General features: G+C 40.1%; 17 protein-coding genes. 5 read left to right on the top strand and 12 right to left on the bottom strand.

What is annotated here, in order from left to right:
* Nucleotides 1–34: 34 nt before the first annotated feature.
* Together ACFSKL_RS04005 and ACFSKL_RS04000 are read right to left on the bottom strand one after the other, a co-directional pair.
* The gene (locus ACFSKL_RS04005; RefSeq protein WP_376883698.1) at nt 35–424 is read right to left on the bottom strand and encodes a DUF1573 domain-containing protein; all 390 of its coding nucleotides are present in this window, start codon (nt 422–424) and stop codon (nt 35–37) included.
* A 290-nt stretch (nt 425–714) separates the two neighbouring features.
* The gene (locus ACFSKL_RS04000) at nt 715–2163 is read right to left on the bottom strand and encodes an ATP-dependent DNA helicase (protein WP_376883696.1); all 1449 of its coding nucleotides are present in this window, start codon (nt 2161–2163) and stop codon (nt 715–717) included.
* 22 nt (nt 2164–2185) lie between these two features.
* Here ACFSKL_RS04000 and ACFSKL_RS03995 point away from each other — a divergent pair, with 22 nt between their 5' ends.
* From ACFSKL_RS03995 to coaD, 4 genes are read left to right on the top strand one after another with little or no spacing between them, the layout of a single operon-like run.
* Nucleotides 2186–2689: an NUDIX domain-containing protein gene (locus ACFSKL_RS03995; protein ID WP_376883695.1), complete on the top strand. Its 504-nt coding sequence runs from the start codon at nt 2186–2188 to the stop codon at nt 2687–2689.
* Between the two features lie 56 nt (nt 2690–2745).
* Nucleotides 2746–3327: a hypothetical protein gene (locus tag ACFSKL_RS03990; protein WP_376883694.1), complete on the top strand. Its 582-nt coding sequence runs from the start codon at nt 2746–2748 to the stop codon at nt 3325–3327.
* A gap of 2 nt (nt 3328–3329) precedes the next feature.
* Nucleotides 3330–4160: a DUF3822 family protein gene (locus ACFSKL_RS03985; protein WP_376883693.1), complete on the top strand. Its 831-nt coding sequence runs from the start codon at nt 3330–3332 to the stop codon at nt 4158–4160.
* Nucleotides 4161–4171: 11 nt separating this feature from the next.
* Nucleotides 4172–4627: a pantetheine-phosphate adenylyltransferase gene (coaD, locus tag ACFSKL_RS03980; RefSeq protein ID WP_376883691.1), complete on the top strand. Its 456-nt coding sequence runs from the start codon at nt 4172–4174 to the stop codon at nt 4625–4627.
* On the opposite strand, the gene ACFSKL_RS03975 is transcribed toward coaD, so the two are convergent.
* Nucleotides 4615–5301: an NUDIX hydrolase gene (locus ACFSKL_RS03975; protein WP_376883689.1), complete on the bottom strand. Its 687-nt coding sequence runs from the start codon at nt 5299–5301 to the stop codon at nt 4615–4617. The two genes, coaD and ACFSKL_RS03975, sit on opposite strands and share 13 nt — an antisense overlap.
* Nucleotides 5302–5407: 106 nt before the next feature.
* On the opposite strand from ACFSKL_RS03975, the gene pyrE reads away from it, so the two are divergent.
* Nucleotides 5408–6055: an orotate phosphoribosyltransferase gene (pyrE, locus tag ACFSKL_RS03970; RefSeq protein WP_376883687.1), complete on the top strand. Its 648-nt coding sequence runs from the start codon at nt 5408–5410 to the stop codon at nt 6053–6055.
* Between the two features lie 1041 nt (nt 6056–7096).
* Here the strand turns inward: pyrE and ACFSKL_RS03965 are convergent.
* From ACFSKL_RS03965 to ACFSKL_RS03925, 9 genes are all read right to left on the bottom strand, one after another.
* Nucleotides 7097–7894 carry an endonuclease/exonuclease/phosphatase family protein gene (locus ACFSKL_RS03965; protein WP_376883686.1) on the bottom strand — a complete coding sequence of 266 codons (798 nt, stop codon included), beginning with the start codon at nt 7892–7894 and terminating at the stop codon, nt 7097–7099.
* Nucleotides 7895–7956: 62 nt separating this feature from the next.
* A complete protein-coding gene (locus ACFSKL_RS03960; protein ID WP_376883685.1) occupies nt 7957–9246 on the bottom strand; it encodes a glycoside hydrolase family 88 protein in 1290 nt (429 codons plus the stop codon).
* A gap of 36 nt (nt 9247–9282) precedes the next feature.
* Nucleotides 9283–11250 (bottom strand): ligand-binding sensor domain-containing protein, encoded by a 1968-nt coding sequence (locus tag ACFSKL_RS03955; RefSeq protein WP_376883683.1) that lies wholly within the window; start codon nt 11248–11250, stop codon nt 9283–9285.
* A 4-nt stretch (nt 11251–11254) separates the two neighbouring features.
* Nucleotides 11255–12319, bottom strand: coding sequence for a dihydrodipicolinate synthase family protein (locus ACFSKL_RS03950; RefSeq protein ID WP_376883681.1), 1065 nt, complete (start codon nt 12317–12319; stop codon nt 11255–11257).
* Nucleotides 12319–13335 carry an NAD-dependent epimerase/dehydratase family protein gene (locus ACFSKL_RS03945; protein WP_376883679.1) on the bottom strand — a complete coding sequence of 339 codons (1017 nt, stop codon included), beginning with the start codon at nt 13333–13335 and terminating at the stop codon, nt 12319–12321. The genes ACFSKL_RS03950 and ACFSKL_RS03945 overlap by 1 nt, the downstream gene beginning before the upstream one ends.
* Nucleotides 13336–13483: 148 nt before the next feature.
* Nucleotides 13484–14695: an Nramp family divalent metal transporter gene (locus ACFSKL_RS03940; protein WP_376883678.1), complete on the bottom strand. Its 1212-nt coding sequence runs from the start codon at nt 14693–14695 to the stop codon at nt 13484–13486.
* A gap of 2 nt (nt 14696–14697) precedes the next feature.
* Nucleotides 14698–16185, bottom strand: a complete 1488-nt coding sequence (locus ACFSKL_RS03935; protein WP_376883676.1) for a PQQ-dependent sugar dehydrogenase — start codon at nt 16183–16185, stop codon at nt 14698–14700.
* A 128-nt stretch (nt 16186–16313) separates the two neighbouring features.
* Entirely contained in the window at nt 16314–17783 is a 1470-nt protein-coding gene (locus ACFSKL_RS03930; protein WP_376883674.1) for a BNR-4 repeat-containing protein, read from the bottom strand.
* A gap of 140 nt (nt 17784–17923) precedes the next feature.
* The gene (locus ACFSKL_RS03925) at nt 17924–19387 is read right to left on the bottom strand and encodes a RagB/SusD family nutrient uptake outer membrane protein (protein ID WP_376883672.1); all 1464 of its coding nucleotides are present in this window, start codon (nt 19385–19387) and stop codon (nt 17924–17926) included.
* Between the last annotated feature and the right edge of the window lie 6 nt (nt 19388–19393).

Here is a 19393-nt window from a genome sequence, read left to right as displayed (position 1 = left end):
GCGAGTCTGCTTTTTCAATGATTTTTTGGTCTGGTTATTTTCCTTTTGGAAGGACATTAGAGATCAGAGATACCTTTTCGATTGGCTCTGCTGCGTTGGAGTAGACCCTCACTACAGAATTTTGCTTGCCCATTTTCCCAGAAGAATTAAATACTACTTTCATTTCTCCTTTTTCTCCCGGTGCTATTGGAGCTTTGGGCCAGGCTGGAGCAGTACATCCGCATGTCACAGCCACATTGGAAATGACCAATGGAGCATCACCGGTGTTCTCAAAGACAAAGGTATGCTCTACCTTATCACCTTGGGTGATATCACCAAAGTCTATTGATTTTTCCTTGAAAATAATCTCAGCACCTTTTTTTTCTTGGGCTTGAACCGCTACTGCGAAAAAAGCCATCACCATAAACAATACTAACTTTTTCATTGATCTATGTTTTAATTTATTCACTTAGTTATTTTTTATATTTATTACTTTTGGATTTCATCAACTTTGAAAATCAAGGGGTTAAAAGATTAAGGGTTTAGAAGTTTATGAAGTTCAATTTGGTTGATTGATCAACATACTTAATCAGCTCGTTAAAGTATTCCCCAATTTACGATTCACTCAATCTACAAAGTTTAAGTGGTTAGAAATCTAGCAAATCACAACCCGTTAAACCAATCCACTATTCACCTAATCACTTATCAACTCATTAAAGCTAATCACTAATTCAACTATTCCCCCAATTCACTACTCCCTGAATTAAGGTAAAATCTCGGATGAAAGTTCACCATAAATACTTCTTTTGTCGCCCGGGTCACAGCTGTATAGAGCCACCGGATATATTCATGGTCCACTTGCTCCTCGGTAAGATAACCTTGGTCTACAAATACAGCCGACCACTGCCCCCCCTGAGATTTGTGACATGTCAATGCATATGCAAACTTTATTTGCAGGGCTGAAAGATAAGGATCTTTTTTGATCAAATCCATCCTTTCTGTTTTATTGGCTACATCTGCATAGTCTTCGGACACTTGCTGGTAGAGACTTTTATACTGCTCTGGACCCAGGGAAGGTGTCGGACTGTGCAATGTGTCCAATATCACTTTTGCCTCGAAATTAGGCTCTTCAGGATAATCTATCAACCTCAATTCCAATGTCGCAAATCTCAAGCCATATAATTCTTCAAATGAACGAATTTTTGCGACTTCCACAAAATCTCCGTTTGCCAAAAAATTCACCTTGTCCGAATCCGCCATATAGGTGTAGTTGTTTTTTACAATCATCAACATATCCCCTGCCGAAATCTCCTCTTCATAAAAATGTATCGTCCTTCTGATATATTCATTGTATTGTACTGCCATTTTGTTTGAACGGGTGATAATGATGGTATTTTCCACATCATATTTGCCGTATGCATACCGCAATCCATCTTCCAGCCTTTCACCAGTCATTTTGAAAAAATCCTTGAAACCCTTAGTAGAAAAACCTATCACTGGCTTTTCTTTCAATACTTCACCTCGAAGAAGTGTCGCATTATAAAGAATGCCTGAGTTCAGCTGCTGCCTCATCACTTCCCTCAGTTCTGTATCCTCCACAGCAAGCCGGAAATTCCGGATCATGTAACTCTTATCCAAAGCGGGACTTTGGGTACTGCCTACCGGTGGAAGCTGTGCGGTATCGCCAACAAGCAAAAGCCGATTTGTCGATTCCTGAAAAACATATCGTACCAAATCCCTCAACAAACTCCCTGCCCCATCATCAGCGAGCATGGAAGCCTCATCGACAATAAAGACCGTGTTTTTATAGTAATTTTTCATCAAATCAAAACCCATTGACAACTCTGGGGAATTCCCTTTGGGCCTATATATAATCTTGTGGATGGTAAATCCTGATTTTCCAGAATAATTGCTCATTACCTTGGCTGCCCTTCCTGTTGGCGCCAACAGCAATGATTTCATATTCAGCCTTGGCAATGATTTCACCAAAGCAGAGATCACAGAAGTCTTCCCTGTACCTGCATACCCACGCAAGATGAAAGTGAGCCCTTCCCTATTTTCCTGGTTTAAGAAGCCATCCATCTTCTGAAAAAAAGTGTATTGCCCAGAAGTGGGTTCATGAGGAAAATTTCTTTGGAGTAAAACGGAGGGCTTTGTATGGACTTGCTTATCTTTATTGTTCATTTGTCACGAATCTAAGTCTAAAATGACGAAATTGGAAAAAGAAATCGAGGAGAAATTTGGAGGTAGGCTCAGGACTAGGGTCAATGGTGTTTTGATCCAAGACGATAAGATTTTGTTGATCAAACATAAAATGGGAGGAAACAAGTACTTTTGGAATGTGCCAGGGGGAGGAATGAAATATGGGACTTCCTGTATAGAAAATCTGAAAAGGGAATTTCTGGAAGAAACAGGGCTGTTGGTGGACGTGAAAAGTTTCATCAGTACTTCAGAATTCCTAAGTCCCCCCCTCCATGCCGTAGAACTCTTTTTTGAAGTTGAAGTAGCCGGCGGCGAACTCAAAATGGGAAAAGACCCAGAACTTGAAGAAGAATCACAATTGATCACAGAAATGGGCTTTCTTGACATTGAAAATCTTGCGCTTATCAAAAAAGAAGAAAAACATCGCATATTTTGGGGAATAAAATCCCTCAATGATGTGAGAATATGGAAAGGATATTTTAATTTTGAAAATAATTGTCTAAAATAGCACTTTGAAAATTATTGCACCATCAACCTTATTTAGCAGATTAAATCAATCCGAAAATGACATTAACTAGAATTTTATCGATTGTGTTCTTACTAGGGGCACTTTACCTAGGTTACAGACTATACGACTCTGTGGACAGTGTAGTAGAAAAAGAGAAAGAAATAGCGAGAACAGAAGCAAGAATCATCGAAAAGCTACAAATGCTAAGAGATGCGCAACTTGCCTATGTCGCCAACAATAAAGAATATGCGGAAAATTGGGAGGAATTGAAAAAATTCATCCAAGAAGGTCAAATTTGGTTGATCCAAAGAAGTGAAACCACAAAATTGTTGGATTATGGTAAAGAAGAGACTACCGTTACTTTTGATACTCTTGGTTCAGTAAATGTGATCGACTCACTTTTCAATCCAAGAAAATATCCTGACTTCAACCTTGAGGCATTGAACGTGGTTCCAGGTTCAGGAGGTAAGACCTTTGAATTCTTCGCTGACAAAGTGGAAAGAAACCAAAGGGAAATCCCGGTATTTGAAATCAGGGATCCAGAGCCAATGAATCCAAAAAGACAAGCTAACAACAAGGAAAAAGCTTTGAGAGTGGGTTCAAGAACTGATTCATCTACTGCTGGTAACTGGGAGTAATCTTGGCTAACACTGTAGAAAATATTCAGGAAAACATTTATAGCGATAAATTTGACACTTCTTCGGTGTCAAGTTTATCGCTTTTCTTATTTGATGAAAAATACATCCTATTGTCAAAAGATGTAAACCATCAAATATCAGGCATACACCAAAAGTTCTTTTCGGATCTTAATTCCCTCAAATTTGTATTGGAAAGAGATAAGCTTTTCAATCTGGATGTGCCAGCAAAAATATTCCTGTACCATAAATCATTTTCGTTGATTCCAGGAGTGATATTCGATGCAAACCATATCGATACTTATCTGAATTTTTCAGATGGAAAAACCCTTGACATAAGCTATTTCTATTCAAGTATAGACAGCAACAACCTTTATGTAGCTTCTTTGATTGAAGACAAACTAAGTACTGTCTTTGAGTCCAAAAAAAGGAAGATCACATACCATCATGGGACAAGTTCCCTGCTGTCTTATGCCTTGGGAATCAAAAGTAACTTCCTCAACCAAGAGATATTGATCTCAGTATTTGGCCAAAATTTTCACATAGCTGCTTTTAAGAACCAAGAGCTGGCTTCATTCAATGTTTTTGAATGTGAAAACAAGGAGGGATTGATGAAATACCTGTATGGAATTACGCACCAATTGGAGTTTGACAGAAAGTATTGCAGAGTAACACTCATGGGAGAACATGCACAATTGGAAATTGATCAAGAGTTTGGAAATACCTATTTCAAGAATTTTATATTAAGCCAGCCGAAACCCAACCAACAATACCTTGCTGGAGCTGAAATATTCAAAAATTCAAACTTCTTTGAAAGTTACTGGGAATTTCAATAAGCCCCCTAATCATGAAAAAAACAGCTATTTTCCCCGGATCTTTCGATCCATTTACCAACGGTCACCATGACATTGTCTTAAGGGCATTGAACATATTTGACAAGGTAATCATAGCTATTGGATACAACTCTTCGAAGAAAAACAGGTATTTTGATATAGACATGATGGTAGACAAAATAAAAAGTGTCTATGAAAACAATCGCGGAGTTGAGGTGATTGTATACAATGAATTGACAGCCACTTTTGCAAAAAAGCATGGTGCTGATTTTTTGATCAGGGGACTGAGAAATACGACTGACTTTGAGTACGAAAACACCATCAGCCATATGAACAGAAACCTGAACCCAAGTCTGGAAACGGTATTTTTGATCACTTCACCGGAATTTGCGGCAATCAGTTCCACCATCATCAGGGAGGTTCATAGATATGAAGCCGATATCAACAAATATTTGCCTTACGATGTCTGAACCTTGGGCACCATCTTCAAAAACCTTTTGTACAAATAACGCATAGAAGGATAGGAATTCACCAATGCCACTTTGGCTTCATGGTGCAATAGCCACCTGATGTCTTCTATCCCTTCTTCCCTCTGAGGCTTCATCCCGGAATCATTCAAATTCTCCATGGCAAACCAATAGGTTTTCTTGAGGATACTTTTTCTGTTATGTGTGTAAGTATGCCAGGTTTTGCAGATTTCTTTGCCCATCTTCACTTGAATGGCACACTCTTCCTCTACTTCTCTGACGGCACATTCGGCAGGACTCTCCCCTTTCTCAAATTTCCCTTTTGGCAAATCCCATTTCCCCAATCGATGGATAAACAAGACTTTATCCCCCTTTGTTACAATCCCTCCTGCTGCTTTGATGATAGTAAACCTACTTTTGATAAATTCTTTTGTCTCCTCTTTATCTACAGCCACCAATACAACTGAATCAAGGTTCTTCAATTTCCTCGTACGCATCAGGTAGAGCAGTTTGATGATAATGTCTTTGGAAGGGTTCGTGATGAGAACATCATCATGGAAATCTATCGTGGGAGGCAGGTCTACTGGGTTCTCGTAGATGCACTCAAAAGTCCTGTCAACAGAAAGTTCATGCGGACTCAGAATGTCCAAAGGTTTGTCATTAATGAAAATCTTCATGGCTTTGGATTATTATTACCAATAGAGGTTACATAGAAATCCAAAAATGCATAAAAAAAACCATCCTGCACAGTTCCACTTGATATTTATCTACTATTTTTGAGACATGAAATTATTTGACAAAACTGTAGCTGCTGAAGTTGCCTCAAAACTTCTAGAAATTCAAGCCATCCGTCTTCAACCAGAGAAACCATTCACTTGGGCTTCTGGCTGGAAATCACCGATTTATTGTGACAATAGACTGTCTTTATCATTTCCTAAAGTCCGGGATTTGATCAAAGAAAACTTGATAAAAGCCATCCAACATGATTTTGCGGGTGTAGAAGCCATTGCTGGTGTTGCGACTGCAGGCATACCACAGGGAGCATTGCTTGCTGATGCTTTGGGTCTTCCGTTTGTCTATGTCCGCTCCAAACCAAAAGGCCATGGCATGGAAAATATGATTGAAGGAAAAATCACACCAGGCCAGAAAGTAGTGGTAGTTGAAGATTTGGTTTCTACTGGAGGTAGTTCACTCAAAGCAGTGGCGGATCTCAAAAATGCAGGATTTGAAGTTTTGGGAATGGTCGCCATCTTCACATACGGATTTGATGTTGCAACAGAAAATTTCAAAAATGCAGGAGTGGAATTGGTTTGCCTGAGTGATTATGCAGCCATGCTTCCTCAAGCGCTTGCCAAAGATTACATAGATGATGACGAGACCCTAGCCTCTTTGGTAGAATGGAGAAAAGACCCAAGTGTCTGGGGGAAATAATGTTAAGACAAATTTAAATTAAAGGGCTTTACTCCTAAAATTCGACATATTAGTAGGTGGTAATTATGTTAATTTAGGAATTGGTTAAGTTAGTCATTCATTGTTCTATATAAATATAACCACGGAGAACACAAAGGTGGCACTAAGGACACAAGGAACCTGCGTTTTGCCACCTTATTTCCCTATACACTTTGTGACCCTTGTGAAAACCTTGGTGTCCTTTGTGGTTAATTTTTGGTCTGTATTATAGAAACTCACCATGGCCGACCTATTCCAACACTCTCAGATCACAGGGCTACGCCCCTGACAGCGACTTTGACCTCCGTTTTTACTACCAAGAACTGTGGGCTACGCCCCCAAATAATATTCAAAGATAACTTTGGTTAATAAATAAGAAACTGGGGCGCTAGCCCTACTATCTTCGTAGAAAACTAGGCAATAAAGCACACCTTCGAGGGGCGTAGCCCTGATCTCTTATTATGTAGATGGTTATTAAATTAATTTAGGGATTAGTTAAATAGGTTGATTCGTTAAATTAGTCATTGATTGGTCTGATTTAGCCACGGAGAACGCAAAAAATACACAGAGGACACCAGGAGTCTGCGTTTTGTCACCTATTTTCTTATACGCTTTGTGACCCTTGTGAAAACCTTGGTGTTCCTTGTGGTTAATTTTCGGTTTGTATTTTAGAAACTCACCGTGGTCGACCTATTCCAACGCTCTCAGATCACAGGGCTATGCCCCCATAATAATATCAAATAAACTATTATTTAGGAACAGAAATTAGGGGCGTTAGCCCTACTATCTTCGTAGAAAAAAAGATTCTATCAAAGCCCAGAGGGGCGTAGCCCTGATCTCTTATTTTTCCGATTTTCGTTCTATTTTAACCACGGAGAACACAAAGGTGGCACTAAGGACTCAACGAGTTTGCGTTTTGCCACTTTATTTTCTTATACACTTTGTGACCCTTGTGAAAACCTTGGTGTTCCTTGTGGTTAATTTTTGGTTTGTATATTAGAGTCTCACCAAAATAGACCTGTCCTAATCCTTTAACCTCACTTTGATGACAACAGGCAAATGGTCTGAATAAGCCACCTCTAAGACCTCCACTGAAACAATTTCCCAATCAGACCCCTTATCCAACCAAAAGTAATCCAACCTTTTTTTAGGATCTTTGGAAGAATAGGTCAGTTGGGGATCACCAAAATCCAATGCTGCATCTGTATAGTGTTCCGAAATAACTTCGTACCCAACTTCTTCCGAAGTGAAATTAAAATCCCCTGCTATAACCGTAGGAAACCCAGACTCTTTCAAAATCCGAATACTTTCCTCTACTTGTGCCTTTCTGTTGCCTTCAAATTCATGGCACAGATGAGTTCCTGCAAACAAGAGTTTCGTATTGCCAATTTCCACTTCCGCTACACCTATACTTCTTCCTTCACCTCCATGTGGGGTTGGCAAGGAATAACTTTTGAACGATACAGGTAAGTTACTCAGCAAACCTTCTCCATATCCGCCCTCCGAGTAATCAATGGCTTTGGCGAAAAAAGATTGCATTCCAGTCATTTTCCCCAATTCATTTACCACATCCAACTTTTTGCCGGTATTGAAACCCTGAGTTCTGACTGTCATGCTATCCACTTCTTGAAAAGCCACCAAATCAGGTTGTATTTCAAGAATCAATTCAGCAATGTCCCTAAGATTACTTTGCCCTAAATTGTAAGGATCTTCACCATGATAAATATTATAGGTCATCAAAGTGAGTTCTTTAGCATTTTGGGCTTGGTTGCTAAGAGAGATAAGTAGAAATAAATTGAGAAAGATCAGTCTGTAATACATAGTTTTATAATTTGGCTTTGAAACTACCAAACTAATAAATTTTCGAATTCGAAATAATTTTATTATTCATTATCTTTCATTTTATTATATCTCAACAAGGCTTCCAAGAAATAGTAATCTGCATAAATCAAAGGCACATCCACTTCATTGCTACTTGGAAGATTCCCTGTGCTATGTTTGAGTAGAAAGTATGGGTTGGCATCACCTGCATTCAAATAGACGTCAGAGTTTAATGATTTCAGCATTTTTTCTGACGCATCGAAGTACTTTTTCTTTTGCTCACCATCTACATAAGTCGATAACTCCAACAAGGCCGAAGCAGTTATTGCAGCAGCAGAAGCATCTCTTGGCTGCACTTTAAATTTTGTAGGATCAAAATCCCAATCTGGTATAAACCCCTCTTCACCAACATTGAAATCCCAAATAGGAATCATGTCTTCAGGAAGCTTCGGATGGTCTAGGAAAAAATCAGCCAACCCAATCGCCGTTTCCAAAAACTGATTGTCTCGGGTAGCTCTGTACATGGTCGTAAATCCATAAATCCCCCAAGCTTGTCCCCTAGCCCAAGTGGAATTATCAGAAAAGCCCTGCAATGTTTGTTGATGAAGAACATCTCCATTTTTGGGATCATAATTGACCACATGGTAGGTACTGAAATCATCTCTGATGTGGTTTTTCATCGTCTGTGTGGCATGTTGGATTGCAACATCGTAATACGAGGAATCTCCAGTGATCTCAGTGACATAGAAAAGCAATTCCAGATTCATCATATTGTCCATGATGACAGGATATTCCCAGGTATTGATGTCTCCTTTTGATTTTCTTTTGTTCCAAGATTGGATACTTCCTACTATAGGAGAATATCTTTTCACCAAAGATTTTGCAGACTCAATCAGAATCTGATCATACTCATACTTTTTGTCAAATCTCAAAGCATTGCCATAGCTGCAAAACATCATGAAGCCTATGTCATGATGACTTGTATTGAACTGATTGGATTCTAGGGAATGTGTCCAATCCAAAGCCGCTTGCTTCCATTGCTCATCCTCGGTATATTCATACATATACCAAAGTATCCCGGGCCAAAACCCACCCGTCCATTCATCTATCTGTAGGTATTTGATGGTTCCATCGTGATTGATTGCATGTGGGTAGTCAGTGAAGTTACCACTAGTTTCTTCCAGCAAATTGCTGTACAAAGGCTTGGCAGCCTGAAAACTTTGATCCACGAAATCAACGTTCGGTTCTTCCGATTGTATTTCTTCTTTTTCCTTTTCCGAGCATCCAAAACCTAATTGGAATGCCAGCCCCAAAAGGAAGACACAAGAGATTCTATTTTTAAGAGCTTTCATATTTCTGTCAATTTTTCATTGTGAATTAAAGTCTGATCAATTAGGCTTTGGCTTGAAAGACCAAAGTTCTGTCCCTTTTCTAAAGAATAACGTCCCTTCATTATCCTTCACCAATAATCCTGTTCCTTCCGCAATTTTTGAGAATCCCTTGGTATTGGGATCAATTTTGAAGAGCATTTTATTGTCTGTCCCATAGATGTTCCCGTCAGGGTGTAGGACCAAGAAAGCACTTCTCCAAATATGGCTTTTGAACTCTGGGAAATCATAAAGTTTATGGGTGGAAATGATATTATTGTTCTCAACATCAAAGATAAATAGCGTTCCATCTGCCATTCCCCAAACATTGTCGTCAGGTCCTTCGATTAAACCTGTGATTGCGGAGGCTCCAGCTACAGGTGTCAATTCCGATTTCACTTCCGATTTTTCCATGTCCCAAACAAACAATTTTGCATCTTTGGTTTCTGGCATTTTCCCCAGACCTCCTGATATGGTCGTACCTCCTACCAAAAGCCCTTTGTTGTATATCAAACTTGAAATCCCCTGCTTTGGAATAGGTTGATAGAAAGTCTCCAATTCTTCTGAATCGATATCATAAATGACCAAAGCACCTCCAAGTTTCCCATACTCAGGAATCATCCCAAATGCCATCTTCTTCAAATCAGGAATAGCTGTAAGCGCAAAAGATCTACTTTGACCTTCTATCTGACCAAGAGGCTTCGGATTTTGACCCACCATGTCCCAGTCTTTTTCTGTATCCAAAACATAAAATTTCCCTTTGGGATATATACCGATATAAATTTCATTTTCAAAAACTGCCATTCCCTCGGTTTGATCCAATCCTTTGAATTCTTGGTGAATCCCGGTCGAAGGATCAAATGAAGCATGCCCTCCCGCCAAATATCCTCCCGTCCAGATTTTCCCATCAGGTCCGTAGGCAATCGCATTGATAGGAATCGCCAGTCCCTTTATTTCTAATTCTGTCTTTTCGACCGTTCTGCTTTTGACATTGTATTTGATGAGATTAGCTCCAGCACTAAGCATCAAAAGCTCTCCATTTTCTTTGTACAAAAAAGCATTGGCAGTGCCTGCCCCTTCCAAAAGTACCTTGTTTTTTTTGTATGCCTTTTTGGGATTAAAAGCTACAAGATTTGAATTGGAAGTATGAAAAACCTGTTTCCCACCACTATCTGAAGTGATTGCTTTCATATCCATACCAATTATTTCCTGCTCAAATTTTTTCGTCTTAAGGTTGTAAACCAATGTTTCGTGTCCAGCAGTCAATAATGCAAACAACCTGTCTTCCCCATTTTTCCCAGGAATAATTTCCAGTGAATAGACAAATTCCTTTTCTTGATATTTCTTAGGCAACAAGCTATTCATCTTCCCGGTCTTTGGATCAATTTCTATCAGGTGCGCATGTGAACCCACTCCAGCATACAATAGCCCCGTCTTGTGATGAAATGCCAAGCTTCTTACATAATTTTCTCCTTCTACGATTGGGCCATTTCCAACATCTGAAAATCCCTGATCTGGATGATACCTAAAAATCCTGCACCCTGGATAGGTCGCCCCAAAGACCTCTCCATCAAATCCTGCCGTCAGATTCCAAAGGTAAGTTTCCCCTTCCAGTACAATGCCTAAGTCTTCTATCTCTTGCGTTCCTGGAAAGTGCTTGAACAAACTTCCATTTGCTCCCGGTATGTACAGGCTTCCATCGCTAGCCTGTGCCAAATCCCAAACACCATCTGCTTTTGGCAATGGAATATCCAACAACAATTGTTTGGAATCCACATCAAATGCCAGCAAATGGGCAGGTTCCCCCCTCACAACTGTGTAGACCAAAGTCCTGCCTGAATTGTCCTCCACAAACAAACTACCTTGAATCATGGACGCTGTCAATTGAACTCCATGATTTGTGAATTGGGCTGATTCATCCTGTCCATGGACAGCTATGGAAAGAGAAAGTAGAAACGAAAGAATCAAAAATAACCTTATCTTTTTCATAAGCTTAGGTTTTATCATTCAATAAAAATGAACTTACAAAAGCATCGTCGTTCAGCTCAGGATAACTGGAATAGACTCTGTCAATTTCCTCATTTTGACCAGGTGATAGTTTTTCGTCTGGATTCAAACACCAAGTCCCCGATAACAATCCTTGTCTTCTCAAAATCTCGTGGATTCCAGGAATACAGCCGTGGAAGCTATTTGCAGGATCAAACAACGCCGCATTTACATCTGTGATGGCGATGCCTTTTGTCAGCAATTTGTGGAAGCTTTTTTCATCCTGATTCATTTTGCAAAACTTGATCTCAGCCATAAGTTCTACAGCTTTTTGGGTCCAAACAGCCCAATGACCCAGCAATCCCCCTACGAATTCCTTCTCATGAATCATACCATTGATATTGAAACTGTACTTGGTCAAAAGATCCGCTACAATATTATCATCATTGCCAGTGTACATGGCGATTTCATCTTTTCTACTGCTTCCAGCTACAGCTCGCATCACGTCCAATGTTTGATATCTATTGAAAGAAGCGCATTTGATGGCTTCCACATTGGGGATTTCGGCGAATTTTGACCAAAAATCAAAACTGAAAATTCTACCTCCAACCGAAGGCTGAAGGTAGAAACCAAAAACAGGGATGATTTCGGCAACTTTCACTACTCTTTCCAGAATTTGGGCTTCAGTCCAACCTTGCAGCCCTCCCATACTCAACAAACCCATATCATATCCATACTTCAAAGCCAATTTTGCTTCAGCCACAGCTTGCTCCGTAGAACCACAGATTCCAGCTATCTTCAAAAATGGCCGCTCCAGCTTTTGCTTTTCAACCTCTTCGGCAGCCATCTTAAGGACAGTTTCAAAAAGGTTGATTTCCGGATCTCTAATTTCAAATTGTGTAGAATGAACGCCAACAGCTACTCCACCAGCACCAGAAGCAATGTAGTAGCGTGTCAACTGCCTTTGCCTTGCTTCGTCCAAACTTCTATCAGCATTCAGCGCCAAAGGGTGTGCTGGAATGACTGTCCCATGCTGCAAATGTGTTTTTAAAATACTGCTTAATTGTGTCATTAGAATTTCCCTCCTCTTTCTTGAAAATGTGTTGATTTGCCAAACTCCTCGCCACCCTGCAAAATCCAAGCAGCGGTGATGTCGATTATCTCCCTTACGGAAACTTTAGGATATCCGAAAATGCGATGGCATTCGGAAGCATTGTTGAGTAAGGCTGTCCCGGTTGGTTCATGGATGAATTGTGGAGCTTTGTCAAACAACTCCCCAAACCGCTCTGCCACCCATTGGATCGAGAGAATTTCCGGTCCTGTGACATTCAGAATTTTTGCTGGAGACTCGCAATGCAACAAAGATCTCAAGGCAATCTCATTGGCATCATTTTGCCAAATGACATTGACATTGCTTGTTCTAAGATCAATTGGATTTCCTGACATCACAGATTTTGCGATTTCCATCAAGACCCCATACCTGAAATCCACAGCATAATTCAGTCTGTAAATCAAGGTTTTGGTTTGGTTCTTCTTTGCGAAATATTCAAAAACCCTTTCCCTTCCCAAACAAGATTGGGCATATTCACCTATTGGATCAGGGGCAGTTTCTTCGGAAGCACCACCGGAAGTCACAGGGACAAAAGGAAGGACATTACCTGAGGAAAAAACCACAATGTTTGAGTTTTTGAACTTCTCCGCAACCCTTCCTGGCAAATAGGCATTCATCGCCCAAGTAAATCCTTCATTTCCTGTTGTACCAAATTTATTCCCAGCCAAATAGATGACATTTTTCACATCAGGTAGACTTTGTAACTTTTCATCATCTAGAAGATCACATACGATCGTCTCTATCCCATCTTCTTCCAGTGCTTTTTTGGCTTTTTGGTCAGAAAACCTTGATGCACCAATAATTCTTTTCTCTATACCTGCTGCCTTGCATGCTTGGACAGCGAGTTTGCCCATACTAGGCCCCATTTTCCCACCAATACCAAGAAGTAGAATATCACCTTCGATCTTGGCAATATCCCGAATCAATGCCTCAGAAGGCACCAACATCTCTTGCTCCAAAGTTTTTAAATCTTTCATGTGTTTATAATTTGTTTTTCAGAGGTCACCCCGATTAGTCGGGGCAGGCCATGGAATCTCGCAACCTAAATGATTATTCCTTTATAAGTGAATTGAGTTAAACTCGATTTCATACTTTATCTTTCCGTTACTGCTTTATGAAAAGCATTTATTTTATGAATAATTGATAGAAATTCCATCCTGCGAGCCCCAAAAGCAAGAGCAAGCCAAGAGTTCCTATGGATTTTGTAAAACCATTGTTTATATTTTTCTTCATGATACTTCCGTCATTCGCAATCGCAAACATTGCCATACCAATGAATGGCACGAGAAAAATGGTGACACTCTGGGCGAAAATGATAAGTTCGAGAGGAAGCTTGCCAAAGATCAGAGAAATACTCGCCCCGCAAACCATCACCAAAGCGATAAAGCTTTTGACAATTTTGTCATTCAAACTTTTTCCGAAACCAAGTGAATCTGCCAACAAACTCCCCCCCACAGTCGCATTGCCGACCAATGATGAAAATGATGCTCCAAACAAACCTGCCAAAAACAAATGTGAAGCATAGGAACCAAATAGAGGTTGCAAGGCAATGGACATTTCGGATGCGCTGTTCACTTGGATTCCCTGTGGATGCAAAACTGCCGCTCCGCAAATGATCACCACCGCACTCATCACACCCAAAATCAAGATTCCTGTAGCACTTTTATTTTCTCCCACTTGACCAGGTTTTCTATTTTCCTGAACTAAATATGACTGGTAAAATGCCCCTACAATCGAAAAACAAGAAGCCATAAATGCGATCAACAAGCCTTCGGAACCACTCGGGACAGAAGGGATGAATCCATTCACTATTCCAGAAAAAGATGGCTTTGCCAAAAAGACGGTAGTCAGGAATGAAAAAAGCATGATCCCAACCAAGGTAATCATCAACCTTTCCAATGTCTTATAGAAACTTCTGAAAAACAGCAAGGCAATTCCAAGCGCATTGAAAACCAAAACCCAAATCCAAGGCTTTGTACCACTTGCCTCGGCTACAGCTATTCCCACTCCGATCGAATTTCCAGCTTGAAATGAAGTCGAAACAAGAAAAACCCCCAATCCTATCGTAATACCAGCAAACTTTCCCCACTTGGTTCTGATGAGTGTAAGCAAACTTTCTGTGCTGCTTATGCCGATTCTCGCTCCCATCCCAGTAAAAATCAACATAAAGAAAATCGCTACCACCACAATCCAAAGCATGTCGTAGGCATATTCAGCGCCCAACCTGGAAGTAATGGTCATCTTACTTGGCCCAAAAACCAAAGCGGCAGTGATGATGCCTGGCCCAAGTGCCATAAGTTTTAAGATGATTTTATTGCTATTATTCTGGTTAGACATGATTATCTCTTTTCTTTGATTGTGTTTGGGCTGATTGCGGAAGAAGCATTTCCCCATTCCTGTCTGATAAATGTCAGAATCGCAGCAAGTTCATCATCCTTCATAAATGAAAATGATGGCATCATCTGCCCACTTTCCTTATTTTCAATCCCATTCAGCATGATTTGGATCAATTGCTCTTGATTTCCCAATACTGTCTGATTATCAATTAATGTTGGGAAAATTTCCTTGACTCCAGTTCCATCCTCTTTGTGACAGGAAGCGCAATAGTTGCTGTAAAGTTGCTTTCCATCCAGTCCGATTTCCGTTTTTGGAGAGGCTCCTCTCAAAGGTTCGTGGGATGCTGATTTCGTCAAGCTGATTTTGAGAATTTTATCATCACCATCCAATGGAAATCCTGGCTGAGGATTCCAGTCATGATTGCTTGTTGCTATGTAAATATCTCCCGAAGCGGATACTGCTACATCCCGCAATCTTCCATAGTGATTTTCAAAAAACACAGTCTCATCTACAATTGATTTACCATCCTCACTCAGCTTCAAAATACGCAAACTCTTCCCTTTCAAAGTGGTCAACAAGAGACTGTTTTTCCATTCTTCTATAGATAAATCACCATAAAAATCAAGCCCTGCCGGTGCTACTACTGGCGTCCAAGAATAAACAGGCTCAATCGTATTGTTCTTTTCTGCAAATTCCTTTTCTTTTTCCAGATCATGAAAACCCTCAATAGCGGGCCATCCATAATTTCCGCTTTTTTCTATCAAATTGATTTCATCTTCTATCGCATCTCCATGCTCTGAAGTGAATATTCTGCCTTGGGAATCCAAAGTCAGTCCCTGTATATTTCTAAAACCCTTTGCCCAAACATAACTTTCTGGATTGGGATTGTCCTTAGGAATGCTGCCATCCAAATTGATTCTCAGGATTTTTCCATTCAGGCTAGTATCACTTTGAGCATTGTCAAATCCATAAGCATCTCCTGTAGCCCAAAGTATTTTTCCATCCTTGCCAAACTTGATCCTTGAGCCATTGTGTGCTGTATTCCCGGGAATTTCCAACAACACTTGTGGAGAAATCAGCGCTTCATTTTCAAAATTATATCTTACCAATTTATTGGAAATCACACTATCTGCCATGACCGTGTAGTTCACAAGAATGTAGGGATTAGTCTCAAAATCAGGATGAACAGCCAAGCCCAATAAGCCTGCAGTTCTTTTTTGCCAAACTTCATCGATGGTCAAAAGCTCCTGAATCTCTCCAGTTTCCAAATTGATTCTAGAAATCTTTCCTACTTGTTCGTTGAACCACAGAAAGCCATCGTCAGCATACTCCAAATCCCAAGGAACATCCAAGTTTTCCGCCAAAATCTCCACTTTCAACATGCTTTTTTCAAGCGCAATATTGTCAATAAGTGGAAGTTCCAGTTCCGTTTTGGACGAACAGGAAAAAAGAAAAGAAATAGCTAAAAGTGCTGTAATCTGAATTTTCATGATTTAGTTAAAGTATTTAAGCTTCTTTGCCAATTATCATATTAGACATTTTTATAATCAATAATAGGTACTGAAATTAACTAGCTCTACTTCTTCTGTTGACTATTGACCGTTGACTGTTGACTTGCTCATTTCTTTGAAATTTTCAATCGGATAGGCTTTTCAAAATCACTTTTCAAGTCTTCGGGAAGCTGATAGACCCTTCCTTTTTTGTCGGAAAAATAAAGTTTCGAGATATCATGTTTTCTGCCATGTCCATCTGCCCAAAAGGCAAAGAAATCGTTGTGAACATTGACAGGTCTTCTGGCGTAGGAATGATTGCGCTCACTTTGGCTTGTCATGGCTTTGCTTTTCCAATTTTCTCCTTGGTCAGAACTCGTCCAAAGGACCATTTCTCCACCAGTATTATAAGCTTGTGGACCAGAAGTCGTTGGACCTATCACAGTCCAATTTCCTTTGGAATCAACATAGAGAGAACCCATATCGTAGTTGTTGTCAGAGTCAGTCAAGTGCTTGATTTCCCAATCTGAACCGGTGAATCTGGCAGTAAACCAAGACCTTGGGCCATTATCCGGCCCTGATTGATAGCCTTTGCTTGTGAGGTACAGAATGATGGGATCCCCATTTTTGTCATAAGTCAAATCATTGATATAGACATTCTCGCCAAGTGCCTGATAGTCTTTTACCAAAGCTGGATTTTCTATTTCTGTCAATGGAATGGTAACTTCCTCACCAAAGACATTTTGCCAAGTTTTACCAAAATCCGCAGTTTGTAGATAGTATAGATTTGTCCTATAGTTCAACCCATTTTCTCCTTCTCTATAGGGGTGAAAATTGAAAGTTGTGCCGATGATATTTTCAAACTGTCCACTTGTCTGATAATGCCCCTCTTCGATGATAGCCAAATCCTTCCACTCAGAATATTCGACTCCATCTTTGCTAGTCATAAAACCAATAGTTCTTCGGGGTTTGGTGGCTTGATTTGGGATTACATTTCGGTCATAATGTGTGAACAAATTCAGAAATCCATTTTCCTTTTGATACCAAGTCTGTAGGTAAGAAAAATTGTCCATTGGGACATTTTCTCCCTCTACTTTTTTGGTGGCAAAAATTTGCTCAAACTTAGAAATATCATAAGGCTTGATGCTCTTATGGATGTATGCAGGCGTGTTGGTTCCATGTGCTGTGGAAAAAATCCAAATGTAACCTTCATCATCAATGTTCATGACAGGATTGTCGTGCGCATTGTTTGTTTTCTTATCCAAAACGATCGTAGGTTTTGGTACTTTTTTACTTTTATGGTCAAAAAATGAAACTGCATGAAGTAGGGTTTTACCTTCTTTATCCGAGCCTCCATAGCAGAAAAATGTCTTATTAACTTCCTTTACATAAATTGAAAAAGGATAATGGTTTGCAGGGTAAGTCCCCAATCCACCACTGTATTTGTATACATATTCGTCATTGGAAGGCTGATCACTATACCAAATCCCACGATACCCATCATCCTTGACATTTAAGGTCAACACTTCTTGGGCTGAGGTTTCTGAAATTTGAAAAAGCAACAAAGCCAAAGTGGATAATAGAAAGGTATATTTCATAATGAATTTAGATTCAAATTAGTCAATAGGGTTCCAGTCCCCTGAATCAAATGATGATTTTGCGGATGAAAATGTGATCATTCCAGCCGCTCCACCGAAATGGAGCAGCAGGGACAATCGTGTTCTATGTGGGGGTTTATTTAGTAATTCGGATTCTGGGAAATTTTCGTAGGATTGATGTCAATCTGACTTTGTGGAATAGGGAAAATTGACATATGAGGTTGCATACCTTTTGCACTTAACAAATCCAAGGCTCTATCTGTCCTGATCAAATCAAACCATCGGTGACCTTCGAATGCCAATTCAACTCGCCTCTCCTGCTCTACAGCAAGCCTGAATGCTGCCTGGTTTGGGACACTCAAGTTCGGATCAGCATTTGCGCTGGTTTTGCTTGGAAGTCCTGCCCTGTTTCTGATTTGGTTCAAATAATCAAAAGCGGGGCCATCAGCCACATAACCTTGTTCGTTGAGCGCTTCTGCATACATCAAAAGGACATCAGCATATCTCAATACTATCCAATTGTTGTCACTGTCAAGATTTGCCGCAGGAGTACCTGAGTATTTGACTACATAATTGTGGTTTACAGTATTCCCATTGAGCACATAGCTTGTTCTCATGGAAACGTCTTTTCTCAAATCATCCTCTTCGTAGGCATTGTTCATATCGGCAGTCGGGATATTTTGACCCAATGGATTTCCAACAGAAACTACCGCTCCACCAGAACCGATTGGTGCAAATTGGTTGGTGAACGGACTACCCTCTCCACTTGAGCTGCTTTTGAATTGTACTTCGAAAATAGACTCTGCATTATTTTGATTCGCCGCTCCGAAGATTGAAGCATACTGAGGCAAAATCTGATAATTCGTCTGTCCAGAAGCATCAATCAATTCTTTTAGTTTTTGCGCAGCCTCTGGATAATTTTTCAGGGTTAGATGTACTTTTCCCAAAAGCGCCATTGCAGCTCCTTTTGTTGCCCTTCCAATATCCGCAGCACCGTAAGTAAATGGCAGTGATTCTTCTGCCTCTGTCAAATCAGAAATAATTTGGCTATAGACATTGGCCACAGATTCTCTACCATATTCGTATCCTTGCAGAGGATTGTTGATCACTGTCACTACCAATGGAACATCTCCAAAGATTCTGACCAAATTGAAATACATCAAAGCCCTCAAGAATTTTGCCTCTCCGACATATCTTGCCTTCAGATTTTGATCCATGTTCACAGCTTGGATTTTCTCAATAACAATATTTGCAGCTTGGATGCCTTGATAGTTCGCATTCCAAGTGTTATTGCCAATGGAGTTTACCGCTACATTGGTAAAATTATCTACTGCCTGCAAGTCGGCACCAGCATTTGGATTTGTGATCTCGGTATTGTCCGAGCGCATATCTCCAATTACATGAATGGAAGAATAGTATTGTCCTCCATATTGAAGAGAACCATATACAGCCGTCAAGGCATTCTTCATATCTTCTGCTGTTTTGTAGAAATTATTGCTGTTTTGCTGCGAAATCGGAGCCCGATCCAAGAAATCCTCACTACAGCTTGTCACTGCCAATAAACCAGCTAATCCAATTATCAATAAATTTTTAATATTTTTCATCGCTAT

The sequence above is a fragment of the Belliella marina genome, from assembly GCF_042682445.1.
Taxonomy (GTDB): domain Bacteria; phylum Bacteroidota; class Bacteroidia; order Cytophagales; family Cyclobacteriaceae; genus Belliella; species Belliella marina.
This window is presented reverse-complemented; position numbering and strand designations above follow the sequence as displayed.